The following is a 15,972-nucleotide window of genomic DNA, read 5'->3' on the forward strand; positions in this document are numbered from 1 at the left end:
GGTGTGATCCTGCTCGACGACGGCACCCTGACGTACTCCGCGAGCGACCTGACGGCCGCCGCGCGGTGCGAGCACGCCGTGCTGCGCGCGCTCGACGCGCGGCTCGGGCGCGGCCCCGCGGCCGAGCCGGACGCGGACGTGGTGCTGGCGCGCGTCGCGCACCTCGGCGACGAGCACGAGCAGCGGGTGCTGCGCGGGCTCGTCGAGCGGTACGGGGTGTGGCGCCCGGGCACCCGGGGCGGGCTCGCGCAGGTCCCGGCGACGCGTGACCCCGCGTCCCGCGCGCACCTGGAGGCCGCGCACGCCGCGACGCTCGACCGGCTCGGGTCCGCGGACGTCGTGCACCAGGCCGCGTTCTTCGACGGGCGGTTCGTCGGACGGGCGGACTTCCTGGTCCGCGACGACGACGGCGCGTGGTCCGTGCGCGACGCCAAGCTCGCGCGCAACGCCCAGCCCACCGCCCTGCTGCAGGTCGCCGCGTACGCGGACCAGCTCGCGCGCGCGGGCGTGCCCGTGGCGCGCGAGGTGCAGCTCGTGCTGGGCGACGCGGCGGTCACGCGGCACGCGGTGGCGGACCTCGTGCCCGTCTACCGCGAGCGCCGCGCGCGGCTGCAGGAGCTGCTCGACGCGCACCGCGCGCAGGACGGGCCCGTGACGTGGGGCGACACGCGGTGGGCCGCGTGCGGGCGGTGCTCGCTGTGCACCGCCGAGCTCGAGGCGCGGCGCGACGTCACGCTCGTGGCCGGCGTGTACGAGCGTCAGCGCGCGCTGCTCGGCGCCGCGGGCGTCGCGACGATCGACGAGCTCGCGGCCCTTCCCGACGACCGCGAGGTCGAGGGGCTGAGCCCGGACGTGCTCGCGAGGGTGCGGCTGCAGGCACGGCTGCAGCTCGAGCAGGAAGCCCGCAACGCCGACCCGGCGCACCCGGTGGACGTCCCGTGGGCCCTCACGCACCCCCCACGGGTCGCCGCGCTGCTGCCGCCGCCGGACCCGGGCGACATCTTCTTCGACTTCGAGGGAGACCCCCTCTGGTACGACGCGGCGATGGCCGGCGAGCCCGACGCGTGGGGTCTGGAGTACCTGTTCGGTGTGGTCGAGAACCCGCCCGCGCCGGAGGCGGAGGCGCCGTTCGTCGCGTTCTGGGCGCACGACCGCGCCGAGGAGCGCGTCGCGCTGCGGGAGTTCCTCGCCTACCTCGCCGACCGTCGCGCACGGTTCCCCGGCATGCACGTCTACCACTACGCGGCGTACGAGAAGACGACGCTGCGGCGGCTCGCGGCGCGTCACGGCGAGGGCGAGGCGCAGGTCGACGGCCTCCTGCGCGAGGGGCTGCTCGTCGACCTGTACACCGCGGTCAAGGCGGGCGTGCGCACGGGCCAGCGGTCGTACTCGCTGAAGAAGCTCGAGCCGCTGTACATGGCGACGGGACGCGGCGACGGCGTCACGAACGCGGCCGACTCGATCGTCGAGTACGCCGAGGCGGTCGCGGCCCGCGACGCGGGGCGGCTCGACGACTGGAACGAGCGCATCAAGGCCATCGAGGTCTACAACCACTACGACTGCGACTCGACGCTCGGGCTGCGGGACTGGCTGCTCGCGCGGCTCGCCGAGGTCGGCGTCGCGCCGTCGCGCCCGGTCGTGCTCGACCCCGAGGCGGAGGCCCGTGCCGCCGAGCTCGGCGCGCCCGACCCGCTGGAGGACGAGCTGCTGGCGCTCGCCGGGCCCGGACCGGGCGAGGGCGTGGTGCGGACGCCCGGGCGGCAGGCCGTCGCGCTCGTCGGCGCCGCGCTGCGGTACCACCAGCGGGAGGACAAGCCGTACTGGTGGGGCCACTTCGACCGACTGTCGGCGCACCCGTCGGACTGGACGGAGCGGCGCAACGTGCTGCTCGCCGACCGGCCCGGCGCGGTCGAGGTGGTCACCGACTGGCACCTGCCGCCGGGCAAGCAGGTCGAGCGCCGCGTGCTGCGCATGACCGGGCGGCTCGAGCCGGGCAGCGACCTGCGGCCGGGCGCGCAGGCCGTCGGGCTGTACGACGCACCGCTGCCCGCGTGCGTGCGCACGTCCGTCGACGGGCCGCGCGGCTGGTGCGAGCGCATGACGGTGCTCGAGGTCAGGGCTGACGTCGAGGGGCGCAGCCCGCGGGACGTGCTGGTCGTCGAGGAGACGCGACCCAAGGGCTCGGAACCGTTCGCCGAGCTGCCGATGGCGCTGGCCCCGGCCGGGCCGATCGGCACCGCACCGCTGCGCGAGGCGATCCGCAGGCTCGCGGAGCGGGTCCGCGACGCGGTGGCGGACGGCTCGGCAGCGACGGGCGACGCCGCGGCGGCGACGGGCGCGACGCCGGACGACGCGCCCGACGTGAGCCTGCCGCGCTCCGCGGTCCTCGACCTCGCACGCCGCACGCCGCCGCGCACGCGGTCGGGCGCGCCGCTGCCGACCGCCGACGGGGACCTCGTCGACGTGCTGACGCGCGCGGTGCTGGATCTCGACGACTCGTACCTCGCCGTGCAGGGCCCGCCCGGCACCGGCAAGACGTACACCGGCGCGCGGGTGATCGCCGCGCTCGTGGAGCGCGGGTGGCGCGTCGGGGTCGTCGCGCAGTCGCACGCCGTGGTCGAGAACATGCTGCGCGGCGTCGCCGGTGCCGGGGTGCCGGCGGGCGCGATCGCGAAGAAGCTCCCCACCGACGGGCGGGACGCGACGGCCGACGCCCCGTGGACGTGGGTGCCGGACAAGGGGTTCGGGGCGTTCTGGTCCGCACACCCGGGTGGGGCGGACGGTGCCGGCGCGGTGCTCGGCGGCACCGCGTGGGACCTCGTCAGCACCACGAGGCTGCCGTCCGCGCCGCTGGACCTGCTCGTCGTGGACGAGGCCGGGCAGTTCGCGCTCGCCACCACGTTCGCCGTGGCCGGCTCGGCGCGCAACCTGCTGCTGCTGGGCGACCCGCAGCAGCTGCCCCAGGTCAGCCAGGGCACGCACCCCGAACCGGTCGACCGCAGCGCGCTGGGTTGGCTGACCGACGGGCACGACACGCTCCCCGCCGAGCTCGGCTACTTCCTGCCGGTGACGTACCGCCTGCACCCCGAGCTGTGCGCCGCCGTGTCGACGCTCGCCTACGAGGGACGGCTGGTGTCCGCGCCGGCCGCGGCGGCCCGGTCGCTCGACGGCGTCCCGGCGGGCGTGCACGGCGTGCTCGTCGAGCACGAGGGGAACGCCGTCGCGTCCCCGGAGGAGGCCGAGGTCGTGGCGCGCACGGTCGCGCACCTCGTCGGGCGCACGTGGCGGGACCCCGCCGCCGCGGCACCCGAGCGTCCCCTGACGCCGGCCGACGTGGTGGTCGTCGCGGCCTACAACGCGCAGGTGTGGACGGTCCGGCGCGCGCTCGACGCCGCAGGCTTCACCGCGACCCGCGTCGGCACGGTCGACCGGTTCCAGGGCCAGGAGGCGCCGGTCGTCGTGGTGACCACCGCGGCGTCGTCGCCGTCGCAGGTGCCCCGCGGCCTCGACTTCCTGCTCGACCGCAACCGGATCAACGTCGCGGTCTCCCGCGGGCAGTGGGCGGCGTTCGTCGTCCGCTCGACGCGGCTGTCGCACACGCTGCCGCACCGGCCCGAGTCGCTCGAGCGCCTCGGCGCGTTCGTGGGCCTCACGACGCGCTCGGTCGTGGACGTGCCCGCGGCGACGTAACGTCAGGGCAGCACGGCGCGCCGCCTGCGCCGGCACGACGAGGATCCGGAGGGACGATGGGCGTGGACGAGGAGTTCGAGCGGGTCCGCACGGCGCTGCGCACGGAGGAGCAGGCGCTGGCCCGGGAGCTCGACCAGATCGACGCCGAGGCGCGCGCGACCGTCGACGCGAGCGTCGAGCACGTGCGCGCGCAGCTCGCGACGCAGGCCGACCGTATCCGCGCGGCGATCGCCCAGCAGCGCGTGGAGGTCGAGGCACGTCAGGAGGAGCTGCGCAACGACGAGGCGGAGCGGGCCGGGGCCGACGACTCGCCCGAGGCGCCTGCCGGCGACGACGACGTGGCGGCAGCCGACGTGACCGAGGACGAGGTCGACGTCGACGTCGCGGAGCCGACAAGCCACGTCGAGCAGCACGACGGCACGGACGTCGAGCAGGTGACGACGGGCACGGACGACCCCGACGAGCTCGTCGGTGACGTCGAGCGGGGCGACTGACCGCAGCCGAGGGTGTCCTCACGGACCGCCCGCAGGCCGACGATGCGCGTGCCCCACGACGTCCCGGTGCGCGCCCGCGCGCGTGCCCCGCGCACGGGAGAGCACCTCGCCGCAAGGACCGGGAGGCACGTGACCGCGACCCGGCGGGACGGCAGACTGAGCCCGGCGGGAGCCGGTCGTCGGTTCCCGGACACGGATGGAGGAGCCCATGGGTCTCGATGACCTGGTGAACAAGGCGAAGGGCGCGCTGGACGGCCGCGAGGAGCAGGCCAAGGACGCGCTCGACAAGGCGGCCGAGGCTGTCAAGTCCCGCACGGACACCGGCACGGACGCTCAGATCGACAAGGTGGTCGACGCCGCCAAGGACTACCTGGACCAGCAGAAGAAGTCCTGACCGTCCCGCCCTTCCCGCTGAGCGCGGTGCTCGTCCGCGCTCAGCGGGAAGGGGCAGGGTGGGCGCCGAACGTCAGGTCAGGGCCTCGCCGGTGCGTTCCGGGAGTGCGAGCGCGCCGGCGGACGCGACGACGAAGACCGCGGCGAACACGGTGAACAGCAGGCCGGTACCGCCCAGCTCACGCAGCTGCGGCACCGCCAGCGGCGCCAGCACCGACGCCGTGCGCCCGATCCCCGCGGCCCAGCCCGCGCCGGTGGTCCGCACGCGCGTCGGGTACAGCTCGGGGGTCACCGCGTAGAGCGCGCCCCACGCGCCGAGGTTGAAGAACGAGAGCATCACGCCGGCGCCGAGGATCTGCGCGTCGCCCGAGGCGGCGGCGAACGCACCGGCCGCGAGGGCGGAGCCGGCGAGGAACGCCGCGAGCGTGCGGCGCCTCCCCCACGTCTCGACGAGCACGGCGGCCGCCGCGTACCCGGGGAGCTGCCCGAGCGTGATGATGAGCGTGTACTCGAACGACCGCACGAGGGTGTGCCCGTCGGCTGCGAGGAGCGACGGCAGCCAGATGAACGCGCCGTAGTAGGAGAAGTTCACGGCGAACCACACGAGCCACAGGGCCGCGGTGCGGCGGCGCAGCGACGGCGCCCAGAGCGCGGCGAGGCGCGGCGCGGGGTCCGGAGCGGGCGCGGCGGTCGCGTCGGGTGCGGTCGCGGCGGTGGGGTCGGGCGCGGGCGCGACGCCCGCCGAGGACGAGCGCGCGCGGTCTGCGCCCGCCGGCGACGTGCGGTCGGCGTCGGTGCCGGCTGGCGACGTGCGGTCGGCGTCGGTGCCGGCTGGCGACGTGCGGTCGGCGTCGGTGCCGGCCGCCGACGAGGAGTGACGCTCGACGTCGGCCGCGGCGGACGACGGGCGTGCCGTCGCCGCGTCGCGGACCTGCGCCCCGGTCAGCCCGCCGTGCCCGACGGCGCGCGACGCCTCGAGCTCCGCGACGACCTGCTCGGCCTCGGCATGCCGACCGCGCGCCTGCAGGTACCGCACGGACTCGGGCAGCCCGCGGCGCACGACGACGGAGTACAGCGCGGGCAGGGCACCGAGCGCGAGCGCCCACCGCCACCCGTCGTCGCCGGACGGCACGACGAGGTACCCGATGAGGGCGGCGAGGATCCACCCGACGGCCCAGAACGACTCGAGGACGACGACGGCGCGTCCGCGGATGCGTGGCGGTGCGAACTCGCTGACGAGCGTGGACGCGACGGGCAGCTCGGCGCCGAGCCCGAGCCCGACGACGAACCGCAGCGCCATGAGCACGGCGACGCCGCCGACGAGCGCGGACGCCCCGGTCGCGACCCCGTACACGAGCAGGGTGAGAGCGAACACCTGGCGGCGCCCGATGCGGTCGGCGAGCAGCCCGCCGACGGCGGCCCCGACGGCCATGCCGACGAACCCGGCGGATGCGACCCACCCGAGCGTGGTCGCGTCGGTGCCCCAGACGACCGCGAGCTGGGCGATGACGAACGAGATGAGCCCGACGTCCATCGCGTCGAACGTCCACCCGACGCCGGACCCGACGAGCAGCCGCACGTGCCGGCGCGTGACGGGCAAGCCGTCGAGGCGGGTCGCGGGGTCGGCGGTCGGCGGCGCAGGGTGTACGGCCCTCGCTGCAGCCCCGGGCTCGGGGACGTCGGCTCCGGTCACGGCACCTCCTGGCACGCACCTGGCGATGGGCGCGACGGGTCGGGCCGCGCGGCGGCGTCATCGGCACCGTCCGGCATCGTCGCCCACTCCCGCCGCCACCGCCAGAGCACCCGGTCCCACCCCGCCCACCCCGCCCACCGGAACCCGGCTCCTCGACGGCACCGCCCGACGAGTACCCAGGTCCCGCTCGCGGCCCCGCACCCCGCCGACCGGAACACCACTCCCCGTCAGGCCCCACCATCGAGGAGCCAGGTTCCGCCCGGCGAGCCCCGCATCCCGCCGACCGGAACACCACTCCCCGTCAAGCCCCACCATCGAAGAGCCAGGTTCCGCTCGGCGGGATCGGGGGCGGGCTGTCAGGGGCGCGGGGGGAAGATGCCCTGCAGGGCGATGCAGAAGTTGAGGGCCAGGTGGGGCGGCATGTTCTCGTGCGGCTGACCGCCGCCCCGGACACCCACGGCCTGTGCCGACATCGCGACGAGCGCTGCCGGTCACGGCGGGTCCGCCACGACGGGTACCGCGTCCGTCACGGCCCGGTACGCGCCGACGGTCACCGACCCGGCCGACGCGACCGTGGCCGCGGGCGACGACGCGTCGTTCACCGTCACGGTGACGGGCTCGCCCGCACCGACGGTGACGTGGCAGCGCCGTGCCGCGGGCGCCGGGTCGTGGACCGCCGCAGGCACGGGGACGTCGCTGGACCTCGCGGACGTCACGCCCGCGGACCACGGCACGCAGGTGCGCGCCGTCGTGACCAGCACGCAGGGCTCGGCGACGAGCGCCGCCGCGACGCTCACGGTGCGCTGGGCGCCCGTGCTCACGGCCCACCCGGCCGACGTCACGGGCCTCGCGGACGACGAGGTCACGTTCACGGCCGCCGCCACCGGCAACCCGGCGGCGAGCCCCACGTGGCAGACGTCGCCTGACGGCACGACGTGGACGACCGTGCCGGGCGCCACCGGGTGGACCTACAGCCGCACGCTCGCCGACGCGGACCACGGTCTGCAGGTGCGCGCCGTGGCGAGCAACGCCGAGGGCACCGCGGTCTCCGAGGTCGCCCGCGTGACGGTCGACGCGCCCCCCGCGATCGTCGCGCAGCCCGCCGACGCGACCGTGGACCTCGGCACGGACGCGACGTTCGAGGTCGCGGTCACCGGGCGACCCGCACCGGCCGTGCAGTGGCAGACGCAGGTCGACGGCGACTGGGTCGACGTGCCCGGCGCCACCGGCACGACGCTCGTCGTCCCCGGCACGCAGGACGCGCACGGCACCCGCTACCGCGCGGTCGCGACCAACGCGCGCGGCACGACGACCAGCGACGTCGTGACCCTCGCGGTCCTGCTCGCACCGACGGTCACCGACCCGCAGGACGTCGCGACCGCGCCGGGCGAGCAGGTGACGTTCAGCGTCGACGTCACGGGCCGCCCGGTGCCGGACGTCACGTGGGAGGCGTCGCACGACGGGGTCACGTGGACGCCCGTCGGCACGGGCACGACGCTCACCCTGACGCCGACGCTCGCCGACGACGGCCTGCTGGTGCGGGCCGTCGCGACCGCGACGCTCGTGACCGGCCCGGCCTCCGTGACCAGTGCGGCCGCCGAGCTGGTCGTGGCCGAGGTGCCCGAGTTCCTCGACGGCCCCGCGCCGCTGACGAGCGTCACGGCCGGGGTCCCGACGACGCTCGCGTGGACCGTGCGCGCCGCCGACGCGACGGCACGCTGGGAGGTGTCGCGTGACGGCGGGGCCACGTGGACGCCCGCCCCCGTGGGCTGGACGCCCGGCACGGAGGCGGCGGTCCTGGCGGCGCGCGCCGCCGGACCGGCCGTGCGGACCGTGCACACGCTGGCGTTCACGCCCACCGCGGCGGACGAGGGCGTGCTCGTGCGCCTCACCGTCGCCTCGCCGGGCGGTGCGGCGAGCGCGAGCACCGTGCTCGACGTCGTGGCGGTCGCCGACCCGGGGACGGGCGGCGGCAGCCCGGGGGACGGCACGGCGGGCGGCACGGCGGCGGCGCGGGAGGCGGCACGGCGGGCGGCACGAGCTCCACCGGCCCCGCGGGCTCGGGCGCGACGGGCGCGACGGGCAGCGGGGCGTCGTCGCTCCCCCGTACCGGCACCGACCCGCTGGCGCTGCTGGCCCTCGGCGCCCTGCTCGCCGCGGCGGGCCTCGTGACGGCGGTCGCCGCGACCCGCCGCCGCGAGCTGCGCGCCTGACGGCTCCCGGCCGGCGCGTCGTCACCTCGACGCGCCGGCCGGCAGGTCGTCCTCACGCGTCGGTCGGCAGGTCGTCCTCACGCGCCGGCCGGCAGGCCGTCCTCACGCGTCGGTCGGCAGGTCGTCCTCACGCGCCGGCCGGCGGGTCGTCCTCACGCGCCGGCCGGCAGGTCGTCCTCACGCGTCGGCCGGCAGCACGCGGAACACGGGGTGGTCCGCCGCGATCTCCTCGAACGCCTCGACGGGCTCGTGCCGGTCGACGCGCACGTGCGGGCGCGCGCCCGGCGCGATCTGCACGAGCCTGCGGACCATCGGCGCCCGCTCCGCGACCGGGACCTCCACGAGCCGCACGGGTCGCGGGCGGCCGTGCCGCAGGACTGCGCGGCCGTCCGCGGCGCGGACGTTCCACACCCAGGCGCACTCGCCGAGCATGGACACCAGGTACCAGCGGCCGTCGACGTCGGCCATCACGAGCGGAAACCGCGTGGCCTTGCCGGTGCGGCGGCCGGGCACCTCGAGCGTGACCCAGCGGCGCGGCGTCAGCCACGTGCCGTGCAGCGCCGCCCAGAAGCGTGCGGCCCGCCGGGCGAACGCGTCGGCGCGCCCGCCTGCGTAGTGCCGGCGGAGGGCCTGCGCCCGCCGCTCCACCCAACCCCGCCCCGCCCTGTCCATCGTCGCCCCCTGCGCTCGTCGTCGAGCGTGGCGCACCCGGAACCGACCCGGCAAGGGCCACGGGTCCCGGGTGCGTCCGCGACGCGACGCGGCGCATCAGCGGGCCGACGCGTCGGGCGACGCTCGCCGTCGTGCGGCGCGACACGTCAGGCAGCGCGACGTGTCAGTTGGGGCGACACGCCAGGTGGGGCGACGCGTCAGGTGGGACGGCGGACGTCAGAGCCGCGCGTCGCCGGCGACGGGGCGCACGACGGGCGTGATGCCCGGCAGGACGCCCTTCTCGTCGGCGAGCGCCTCGTCCTCGGGGACGTCCTCGGGGGCCGGATCGGCCCGCGGCTCGGTGGCGGTGACGGGGTCGGGGACCTCGTCGGGGACGGGCGTGACGGTGTCGTCGGGCACGGTCATCGGTGACCTCCTACGCGTGTGGTCGAGGTGCGAGGCCGGGCCCGTCAGGCGAAGCCCGTGCTCGCGCGGTTGCCGGGGACGGGCAGCACCGTGCCCTCCTCGCCGGGCGTCCCCGCGTCGGCAGGGGCGTCGTCGAGGGCGTCGTCGGGTGCCGGGTCGGCGGCGGGCGCGGTCGCGGTGACGGCATCGGGCACCTCGTCGGGCGCCGGCGTGGCGCGGTCGTCGGGGACGGACATCGTGGCCTCCGTTCGTCGGTGCCTCTCGATCGTCACACGCGCGCCGCGGCCTGTCCTGGCGAGCGTCGTCGCCCGTCGGGGACGGGCGCGTGCGACGCCGACGACGGGTGATGTCAGGGCCGCGCGTACACCTCGTACCGCGTCGTCGGCGGCAGCACCCGGTCGAACCGCACCTCGAACTGCGCGCGCCCGCGGGCGGGCACGGGCACCGTCTCCACGGTCGCGGAGCCCGTCACCTGCTCCTGCGCGTCGCGCGCGACGACGGTCACGTGCACGTCCGTCGCGTGGCCGTACGCGCTGCGCACCGCGCCGCGGACGACCGTCGTCGTCTCCGTGCGCGCCGTCAGCTCCCCGGTGCGCAGGCCTCCGGGGGTGCCGGTGCGCGGTCCGTCGTCCGGCTGCGGCCCGCGCACCTCGACGCGCTCGACCTCGTCGTCGCCGACGTCGAACGTGCCCGTCAGGGCGGTGCGGCCCGGCCACAGCTCGAGCTCGCCGACGAGGTCCCGGTCCAGCACCGTCCCGTCCGCGCGCAGCGCGACGACCTCGTAGGCCGACACGGGCACCACGTAGCCCGGCGTCGCGTTCTCGACGACGGCCACGTACCACGAGGCGCGGCCCGACACCGGGCCGGCGGCCGTCTCCACGACGGCGGGCGCGAAGGGCGCAGCCTGCAGGGTCGAGCGCAGGGCCACGAGACCGGGTGCGGCCTCCGGGGCCTCCGGCGACCGGCGCGGGTCGACCTGCGACAGCCCGGCCACGACCAGCTCCCCGGCCTCGTACTGCCCGATGCGCACCGCGGACGCCACGACGAGGGCCACGACCGCGACGAGCACCGCCGCCACGGCCGTCGCGCGCCCCGTGCGGCGGGGGCGGGCCGTCACCAGCGAGAGGACCGCGAGCGCGACCGCGCCCACGGCCAGCGCCACCACGACCCCGCGCGGGGCTCCTCCGCACAGCAGCAGCGCGACCCCCGCGACGACGAGGGCGAGCCCGGCCGTGCCGCGGCCGTGCGGGACGGGCCCGAGGACGACGACGGGGAGACCTGGCTCGGCCGGCGGCGGGTCCGCGGCGCCGCTCGGGCGCGACGGCGCAGGGCGTGTGCCGCGCTCGCTCGTCGTGCTCATGCGTGCCGCCTCCGCGCCGAGACCTGGACAGGTGTCCTGACTCCAGGACCTGCACATCGGCACGCCACGGGCCACGCATGACCCCCGCACCACCCCACCACCCGGATGCCCGCGCGCACCCCCAGGGGCTGACCCGGTCGCCCCTCGCCCGCCGGAGCACGGCGACGCCGAGCACGCGATGCCCGTCGGGGAGTACGCGCGCTCGGCGGAGCTGCTGCTCGGGGTCGCGCTGCACCGGGCGGGGTGACGGCGCACGGCGTGCCACGCCGGCGCGTCAGGCTCCGGCCGGCGGGAGCACCACCTCGTAGCCCAGGCGGTTGAGCGCGTGCGCATGGTCCGTGCCGCCGTCGTAGCTGCCGGGCAGGTCGCACATCGGGTTCACGCCCCCGCCCGGCCGCGCCTCGAGCACCAGGGTCTCGGACCACCGCGGCATCACCCGGCCCAGGACCACCACGCGCGGGTAGGTCGCGTACGGCTGCCGCAGCGGCGGGTCGAGGCGGTACTCGGCGGCGACGTACGGGTACCGGCCCTCCAGGTCGTCGCTCGCCAGCGTCGCCTCGAGCCACGCGTACCGGATCTCGGGCGGGCGCACGGGCCCCTCGACGCACGGTGTGGCCGCGCCGTCGACGGCGGCAGACGTCCACCGCGCACCGACGAGCAGCGCACCACCGTCGAACAGGTGGACGCTCGGGCCCGTGGTGCTCAGGTGCACCTCGAGGAGCGTCGTGTCGTGCACCCACCACCGGGCCGCCGCACCGTCGTCGTCGACGACGTGCACGTGCTGCCCGTCGAGCCGCGTGACGCGGTGCGCGCGGCCGGGCTCGTGGACGGCCCGGCGCACGGCCGCGTCGGTCGGCACGTGACCCGCGTCGTGGGACACGCACCCGGTGGCCGCGAGGCCGGTCGCCGAGGTCGCGTAGGGGTAGGGAGGGATCTGGGTCATCGGGGGCTCCGCAGGTCGAGCGTCTTCCCGCACCGGTCGGCGCGGGCGGATCTTCCTCCGGGGGCACCGTGCGCTCCGCGCGGTTGCCAGTCGGCCGGCCGGAGGGCTTGCGGCCGAGCTTCGTGATCAGCCAGGACGGTACGCGGGGGCACCGACATCCGACCCGGAGGCTTCCGGTCGCCGTGGACGGCACCCCCGCACGACGCCGGGGCGCGGCTATCGTCCTCGCCGTGGAAGACGGGACGAGCGCCACGGGCGCGGCGAGGCGTGCGTCGGTGAGGCGTGCGTCGACGTGCCGTGCGTCGGCGTGCGCGGACGTGCGGCCCCGTGACGTCCGGGCGTGGCGGCCCGTCACGACGCGGTCTCAGCCGAGGCGCACCGGCTGCCGATCTGTGACCCTATGACCATGTCCCACGACGACCCGCCGCGCTCACCCTCGGGCCGGCTGCCGCGCTGGGCCGCCGAGGAGGCGGCAGCGCGGGAGTCCGCCGCGGAGCAGTCGGGGCCGCGACGGTGGGGCGGGCCCTCGTCGAGCGCGTCGGCCTTCGAGCCGCCCTCGTCGAGCGCGCCGATGTCCGGGTCGCCCTCGTCGAGTGCGCCGTCGGGGCCGAGCTCGTCGGGGCCGACCGCCTCACGCCCGTCCTGGTCGACGACGCCCCCGGCCGGGCCGGCCTCGCCGTCCGGTCCGACCGCGTCCGGCACGTCCTGGCCCTCCGCGCCCTCGTCCTGGAACCCCGAGCCCGCGCCCGACCCGCGGGTGTCACCCGTGCCGCCGCCGGCGGCCGGGGCCTGGTCCGGTGCACCGTCGCCGACCTCACCCTCGGCACCGTCCGGCCCGCCCCCGTCGAACCCGCCCCCCTCCGACGCCACCTGGTACTCAGGGTCGCCGCCCGAGGCACCGCGGCGCCGCAGCCTGGCCGTGCGCCTGGGCGTCGTCGTCGGGGCCGCGGCGCTCGCGCTGTGGTTGGCGCTCGGTGTGCTGCCGGGGCTGCTGCGCGACGCGGACGCGCCGTTCCTCGACGGCATCGTCGCCGGCCGCGTGCCGGACCCGACGCCCGAGGTCGAGGCGCTGGCTGACGAGATGTTCCTCACCGACGAGGGTCGCGACCTGCTCTACGTCGCGCAGCCCGAGCTGCTCGGGGCCGAGGAGTTCGCGGGACGCTGCGACCGCGGCGACGCCGGCGCGGCCGGCGAGACCGGCGGCGCCGTCGGCTGCTACCACTCCAGCGCGGGCGGCCTGCAGGCCAACGGCCGCATCGTCGTCTACACGCCCGCGGACGCGCGGCTGCGTCCGTTCGTCGTCGAGACCGCCGCGCACGAGCTGCTGCACGCCGCGTGGAACGAGCTGAGCGACGGCGAGCAGGACGTCGCGACGCGCGCGCTCGCCACCGTGCTGTCCGGCGTGGACCCCGAGGACGACATCCACGAGCAGATCGCCGGGTCGGTGGCGGGGCAGGCAGCCAACCGGCCGACCGAGCTGTTCGCGTACATCGGGACGCAGGTGTGGCGCGAGGGCGGGGTCGACCCCGAGCTCGAGGCGCTGTACGGGCGGTTCATCAGCGACCGTGAGGCGCTCGTCGCGGTGCACACCGCCTTCGAGACGGCGATCGACACGATGACGACCGACCTCACCACCGCGCAGCAGGCGCTCGCGCAGCGGCAGTACGACCAGGGAGTCGCGCGGGCGCAGCTCGAGGCGGACACCGCGAACCTCGCGCAGTACCGCAGCACGATCGAGCAGGAGGAGGCGCGGCTCGCGTCCCTGTCCTCGTCGGTGCGGTCCCGGTCGCTGCTCGCGTGGACGTGGCGCGACGGCACCCCGCTGCCCGAGCAGCCCGCCGCCGAGCTGCTCGCGAAGGCCCGCGAGCTGCTGGCCCGCGACGAGGCCGAGCTGGCCGCACGCGGTGAGGCGATCGCGGCCGGCGACGCGGAGGTCGCCGCGGAGACGGCCCGCGTCGAGGGGCTCCGCGCCGACCTGCAGGGCCTCTTCGACCAGCTCGACCCCACCCGGTCCTGACGCGGTGACCGGCGTGCAGGGTGCGTCACGCCGAGCGGCCAGGTTCATCCGAGGCGGACGCGCGGTACGCGTCCGCGACCTGAAGCTCGAGGGAGTGCTGCGATGACGCCGAACATCCCCCCGGAGGTCCGCGGCCTCGTCGACGAGGCCGGCGGGAGTATCGAGATCCGCGGAAACGCCGTCCGGATCGACTTCGGCGACACCGGCCTTCAGGTGCGCGAGGACGACGGACGGTTCCTGGTCGAGGCGATCGAGCGTGGCACCGTCGAAGGAGTCGACCTGGAGACCTCGTCTCGCGCTGCTCTGGAGCGCCTGCTGGTCGTCTCCTGTGGCGCGACCTGGCGGTCGCGGCGACGACTGGGCACGCTGCAGCCCCCGTCCCGACGCAGCACGGCACCCGACACGCGCCTGCAGCCCGACGGGCCGGTGTGGGTCCTCGAGTGGCAGGAGTCAGGCGAGATGCAACGAGCCGTGTTCTGGTCCCAGTGGGACGCACGTGCGGTCGCACAGGCGCTCGCGGCGGACCTGGGAGACGTCGCCGCAGCTGTCCGCCGTGCGGACGGGCGTCCGTTGTACGTCGTGGCATGACGAGACGCGCGACGTCGTCGGAACCGGGGCCGGAGCCGACACCGCGGTGGGAGGGGTTCGCGGGGCACGGTGACGCCCTCGCCCCATGACCACCTCAGCCCGCACCGTCGGCCAGGCCCTCACCCAGGTCGCCCCAGACGTCCTCCTCCAGCACCGCGACACGCCTCTCACGCATGGCCGGTGCCAACCCGGTGTCAGCGTCGTCACGGCGCTCGTCCGCCAGCCCGACGTGCACACGAGCGGCGGCACGTCGGCGCCGAGGTGGTCGACGGCCAGCGCGAGGACCGCCGGGGTCTCGACGACGTGCACGACGCGGGACCACTCGCCGCCGGCAGGGCTGACGGAGCGGGCGAGTGCAGGGAGTTGTCCAGGGTTTGCGCTTCCCTTCACTGCAAGGGTGCCGCAAGACCAGGGAGAAACTGGATGCCCGGCACACTCAACGGGTCGGCACGTCGTGCATGCCGATGACCGCCGACCGCATCGCACGTCTGGTCGCCGCCCGGCGGGGCGACGACTCGACCGACGAGCCCACCTCGGTGCCGGCACGCGCCGTCGACCCCCTTTGCCATGACGACCGCTCGTCAGTTCTTGCGCAACGCCACCGATCCCACCCGACGCTCCTGGCCGGTCCCGGCGGCGTCCTCACGCTGGAGACGGCGTGGCAGGTCACCGAGGACGGCTACCGTCTGACCACGATCATCCCGATGGGAAGGACATGATGGGCGCACCCCTGATCGCACCGGACGACCACGCCCTCGCGCTGCTGGGACTGGACGCCGATCCGGGTGACAAGCCTTGGGTCCGTTCCGTCACCTTGACGGCAGTCGACCACGCGACGGTCACAGTGACCTGGGACGTGGTGGCAGCATCCGTTCACGTGCTCTGGGTCCAGCACGACGTGGTACGCGCCGAGCTCAGCCGCGAGTCCGTCGACGTGGTCGCGCTGGACGCGCGCGGCGACGGGTACGCGGCGACGATCACCTCGCGCGGCGAGGGTCTCACCGGGATCCTGACGATCACCGCGACGTCCGCAGGCGTCCGGCTGCGCGACAGCGTCCTGAGGACATGACCGAGCGGTGACCGACCAGGTGCTCGGTTCATCGGTCCGCACGCCGGACCGGCAACGTCGACACGCGAGCGCGAGATGCGCGACACGTCGGAACCGACGATTAGATCCGTGCGAGCGGCAGCGGGGCCCCGGCGATGACGCCGAACATCCCCCGAGGTCCGCGGCCTCGTCGAGGCCGCCGTCGTCGGAGCCGGAACCGGAGCCGTCACTCTTCGAGGACGACGAGGGGTAGATGCCCAGGCACCGCCTCCTCGGCGGCAGACGACGTCACACCGCACTCAGCGTGTGGCGCTCGGACCCGGCTCGGGGACGATGACGCCGTCGCTGCCCAGCTTCCGCAGGTCGGCCGGGCCCGGCGCGGGTCGAACGGGCCGTGCGCGATCTCGACGTCGGCGCAGGTCTCGTCCGTCAGGGTCGGTCGCCAGACCGTCGACG

General features: G+C 76.4%; 16 protein-coding genes, 1 pseudogene and 1 riboswitch. Of the genes and pseudogenes, 8 read left to right on the forward strand and 9 right to left on the reverse strand.

Annotation, left to right across the window (positions count from 1 at the left end; genetic code table 11):
• The first annotated feature begins 3 nt into the window (after window positions 1-3).
• From CFLA_RS16340 to CFLA_RS16350, 3 genes are all read left to right on the forward strand, one after another.
• Window positions 4-3,690: a TM0106 family RecB-like putative nuclease gene (locus CFLA_RS16340; protein ID WP_013118452.1), complete on the forward strand. Its 3,687-nt coding sequence runs from the start codon at window positions 4-6 to the stop codon at window positions 3,688-3,690.
• Window positions 3,691-3,752: 62 nt separating this feature from the next.
• The gene (locus CFLA_RS16345; protein WP_148234394.1) at window positions 3,753-4,184 is read left to right on the forward strand and encodes a hypothetical protein; all 432 of its coding nucleotides are present in this window, start codon (window positions 3,753-3,755) and stop codon (window positions 4,182-4,184) included.
• A 208-nt stretch (window positions 4,185-4,392) separates the two neighbouring features.
• Window positions 4,393-4,578 carry an antitoxin gene (locus CFLA_RS16350; protein ID WP_013118454.1) on the forward strand — a complete coding sequence of 62 codons (186 nt, stop codon included), beginning with the start codon at window positions 4,393-4,395 and terminating at the stop codon, window positions 4,576-4,578.
• Between the two features lie 72 nt (window positions 4,579-4,650).
• Here CFLA_RS16350 and CFLA_RS16355 read toward each other — a convergent pair whose 3' ends face one another.
• A complete protein-coding gene (locus CFLA_RS16355) occupies window positions 4,651-6,270 on the reverse strand; it encodes an MFS transporter (RefSeq protein WP_013118455.1) in 1,620 nt (539 codons plus the stop codon).
• 573 nt (window positions 6,271-6,843) lie between these two features.
• Between CFLA_RS16355 and CFLA_RS16365 the strand changes: the two genes are divergently transcribed.
• Window positions 6,844-8,442: an immunoglobulin domain-containing protein gene (locus CFLA_RS16365; protein ID WP_013118456.1), complete on the forward strand. Its 1,599-nt coding sequence runs from the start codon at window positions 6,844-6,846 to the stop codon at window positions 8,440-8,442.
• A gap of 218 nt (window positions 8,443-8,660) precedes the next feature.
• Here the strand turns inward: CFLA_RS16365 and CFLA_RS16370 are convergent, their stop codons facing one another.
• From CFLA_RS16370 to CFLA_RS16395, 6 genes are all read right to left on the reverse strand, one after another.
• A complete protein-coding gene (locus CFLA_RS16370) occupies window positions 8,661-9,155 on the reverse strand; it encodes a nitroreductase/quinone reductase family protein (RefSeq protein WP_013118457.1) in 495 nt (164 codons plus the stop codon).
• A gap of 216 nt (window positions 9,156-9,371) precedes the next feature.
• The gene (locus CFLA_RS16375; RefSeq protein ID WP_013118458.1) at window positions 9,372-9,560 is read right to left on the reverse strand and encodes a hypothetical protein; all 189 of its coding nucleotides are present in this window, start codon (window positions 9,558-9,560) and stop codon (window positions 9,372-9,374) included.
• A 44-nt stretch (window positions 9,561-9,604) separates the two neighbouring features.
• Window positions 9,605-9,796, reverse strand: a complete 192-nt coding sequence (locus tag CFLA_RS16380) for a hypothetical protein (RefSeq protein ID WP_013118459.1) — start codon at window positions 9,794-9,796, stop codon at window positions 9,605-9,607.
• Window positions 9,797-9,909: 113 nt separating this feature from the next.
• Complete coding sequence (locus CFLA_RS16385; protein ID WP_013118460.1) at window positions 9,910-10,920, reverse strand: hypothetical protein; 1,011 nt, start codon at window positions 10,918-10,920, stop codon at window positions 9,910-9,912.
• Between the two features lie 274 nt (window positions 10,921-11,194).
• Window positions 11,195-11,863, reverse strand: a complete 669-nt coding sequence (locus CFLA_RS16390; protein WP_013118461.1) for a hypothetical protein — start codon at window positions 11,861-11,863, stop codon at window positions 11,195-11,197.
• Window positions 11,864-11,877: 14 nt separating this feature from the next.
• Window positions 11,878-11,991: riboswitch (SAM riboswitch) on the reverse strand.
• Between the two features lie 223 nt (window positions 11,992-12,214).
• Window positions 12,215-12,733, reverse strand: coding sequence for a hypothetical protein (locus tag CFLA_RS16395; RefSeq protein WP_013118462.1), 519 nt, complete (start codon window positions 12,731-12,733; stop codon window positions 12,215-12,217).
• A gap of 49 nt (window positions 12,734-12,782) precedes the next feature.
• Here CFLA_RS16395 and CFLA_RS20565 point away from each other — a divergent pair, with 49 nt between their 5' ends.
• Both CFLA_RS20565 and CFLA_RS21000 read left to right on the forward strand, forming a co-directional pair.
• A complete protein-coding gene (locus CFLA_RS20565; protein WP_013118463.1) occupies window positions 12,783-13,880 on the forward strand; it encodes a hypothetical protein in 1,098 nt (365 codons plus the stop codon).
• A gap of 102 nt (window positions 13,881-13,982) precedes the next feature.
• Window positions 13,983-14,468, forward strand: coding sequence for a hypothetical protein (locus CFLA_RS21000; protein ID WP_013118464.1), 486 nt, complete (start codon window positions 13,983-13,985; stop codon window positions 14,466-14,468).
• A gap of 94 nt (window positions 14,469-14,562) precedes the next feature.
• Here the strand turns inward: CFLA_RS21000 and CFLA_RS21005 are convergent, their stop codons facing one another.
• Complete coding sequence (locus CFLA_RS21005) at window positions 14,563-14,703, reverse strand: hypothetical protein (RefSeq protein ID WP_013118465.1); 141 nt, start codon at window positions 14,701-14,703, stop codon at window positions 14,563-14,565.
• Window positions 14,704-14,723: 20 nt separating this feature from the next.
• Window positions 14,724-15,014, reverse strand: a pseudogene (locus CFLA_RS21325) (hypothetical protein); the annotation flags it as partial.
• Here CFLA_RS21325 and CFLA_RS20705 point away from each other — a divergent pair.
• Complete coding sequence (locus tag CFLA_RS20705; protein ID WP_222836760.1) at window positions 14,933-15,187, forward strand: hypothetical protein; 255 nt, start codon at window positions 14,933-14,935, stop codon at window positions 15,185-15,187. The pseudogene CFLA_RS21325 and the gene CFLA_RS20705 overlap by 82 nt on opposite strands.
• A complete protein-coding gene (locus tag CFLA_RS16415) occupies window positions 15,127-15,537 on the forward strand; it encodes a hypothetical protein (protein ID WP_425358343.1) in 411 nt (136 codons plus the stop codon). Before CFLA_RS20705 ends, CFLA_RS16415 begins: the two co-directional genes overlap by 61 nt.
• The last annotated feature ends 435 nt before the right edge of the window (window positions 15,538-15,972 follow it).

The organism is Cellulomonas flavigena DSM 20109, assembly GCF_000092865.1.
Classification (GTDB): domain Bacteria; phylum Actinomycetota; class Actinomycetes; order Actinomycetales; family Cellulomonadaceae; genus Cellulomonas; species Cellulomonas flavigena.

What these genes read in the sequence shown, in the direction of transcription:
- CFLA_RS16375 (WP_013118458.1), bottom strand. Translation starts at nt 9,560, where the DNA reads ATGACCGTGCCCGACGACACCGTCACGCCCGTCCCCGACGAGGTCCCC.
- CFLA_RS20705 (WP_222836760.1), top strand. Translation starts at nt 14,933, where the DNA reads ATGACCGCCGACCGCATCGCACGTCTGGTCGCCGCCCGGCGGGGCGAC.
- CFLA_RS16390 (WP_013118461.1), bottom strand. Translation starts at nt 11,863, where the DNA reads ATGACCCAGATCCCTCCCTACCCCTACGCGACCTCGGCGACCGGCCTC.
- CFLA_RS16385 (WP_013118460.1), bottom strand. Translation starts at nt 10,920, where the DNA reads ATGAGCACGACGAGCGAGCGCGGCACACGCCCTGCGCCGTCGCGCCCG.
- CFLA_RS16350 (WP_013118454.1), top strand. Translation starts at nt 4,393, where the DNA reads ATGGGTCTCGATGACCTGGTGAACAAGGCGAAGGGCGCGCTGGACGGC.
- CFLA_RS16370 (WP_013118457.1), bottom strand. Translation starts at nt 9,155, where the DNA reads ATGGACAGGGCGGGGCGGGGTTGGGTGGAGCGGCGGGCGCAGGCCCTC.
- CFLA_RS16380 (WP_013118459.1), bottom strand. Translation starts at nt 9,796, where the DNA reads ATGTCCGTCCCCGACGACCGCGCCACGCCGGCGCCCGACGAGGTGCCC.
- CFLA_RS21000 (WP_013118464.1), top strand. Translation starts at nt 13,983, where the DNA reads ATGACGCCGAACATCCCCCCGGAGGTCCGCGGCCTCGTCGACGAGGCC.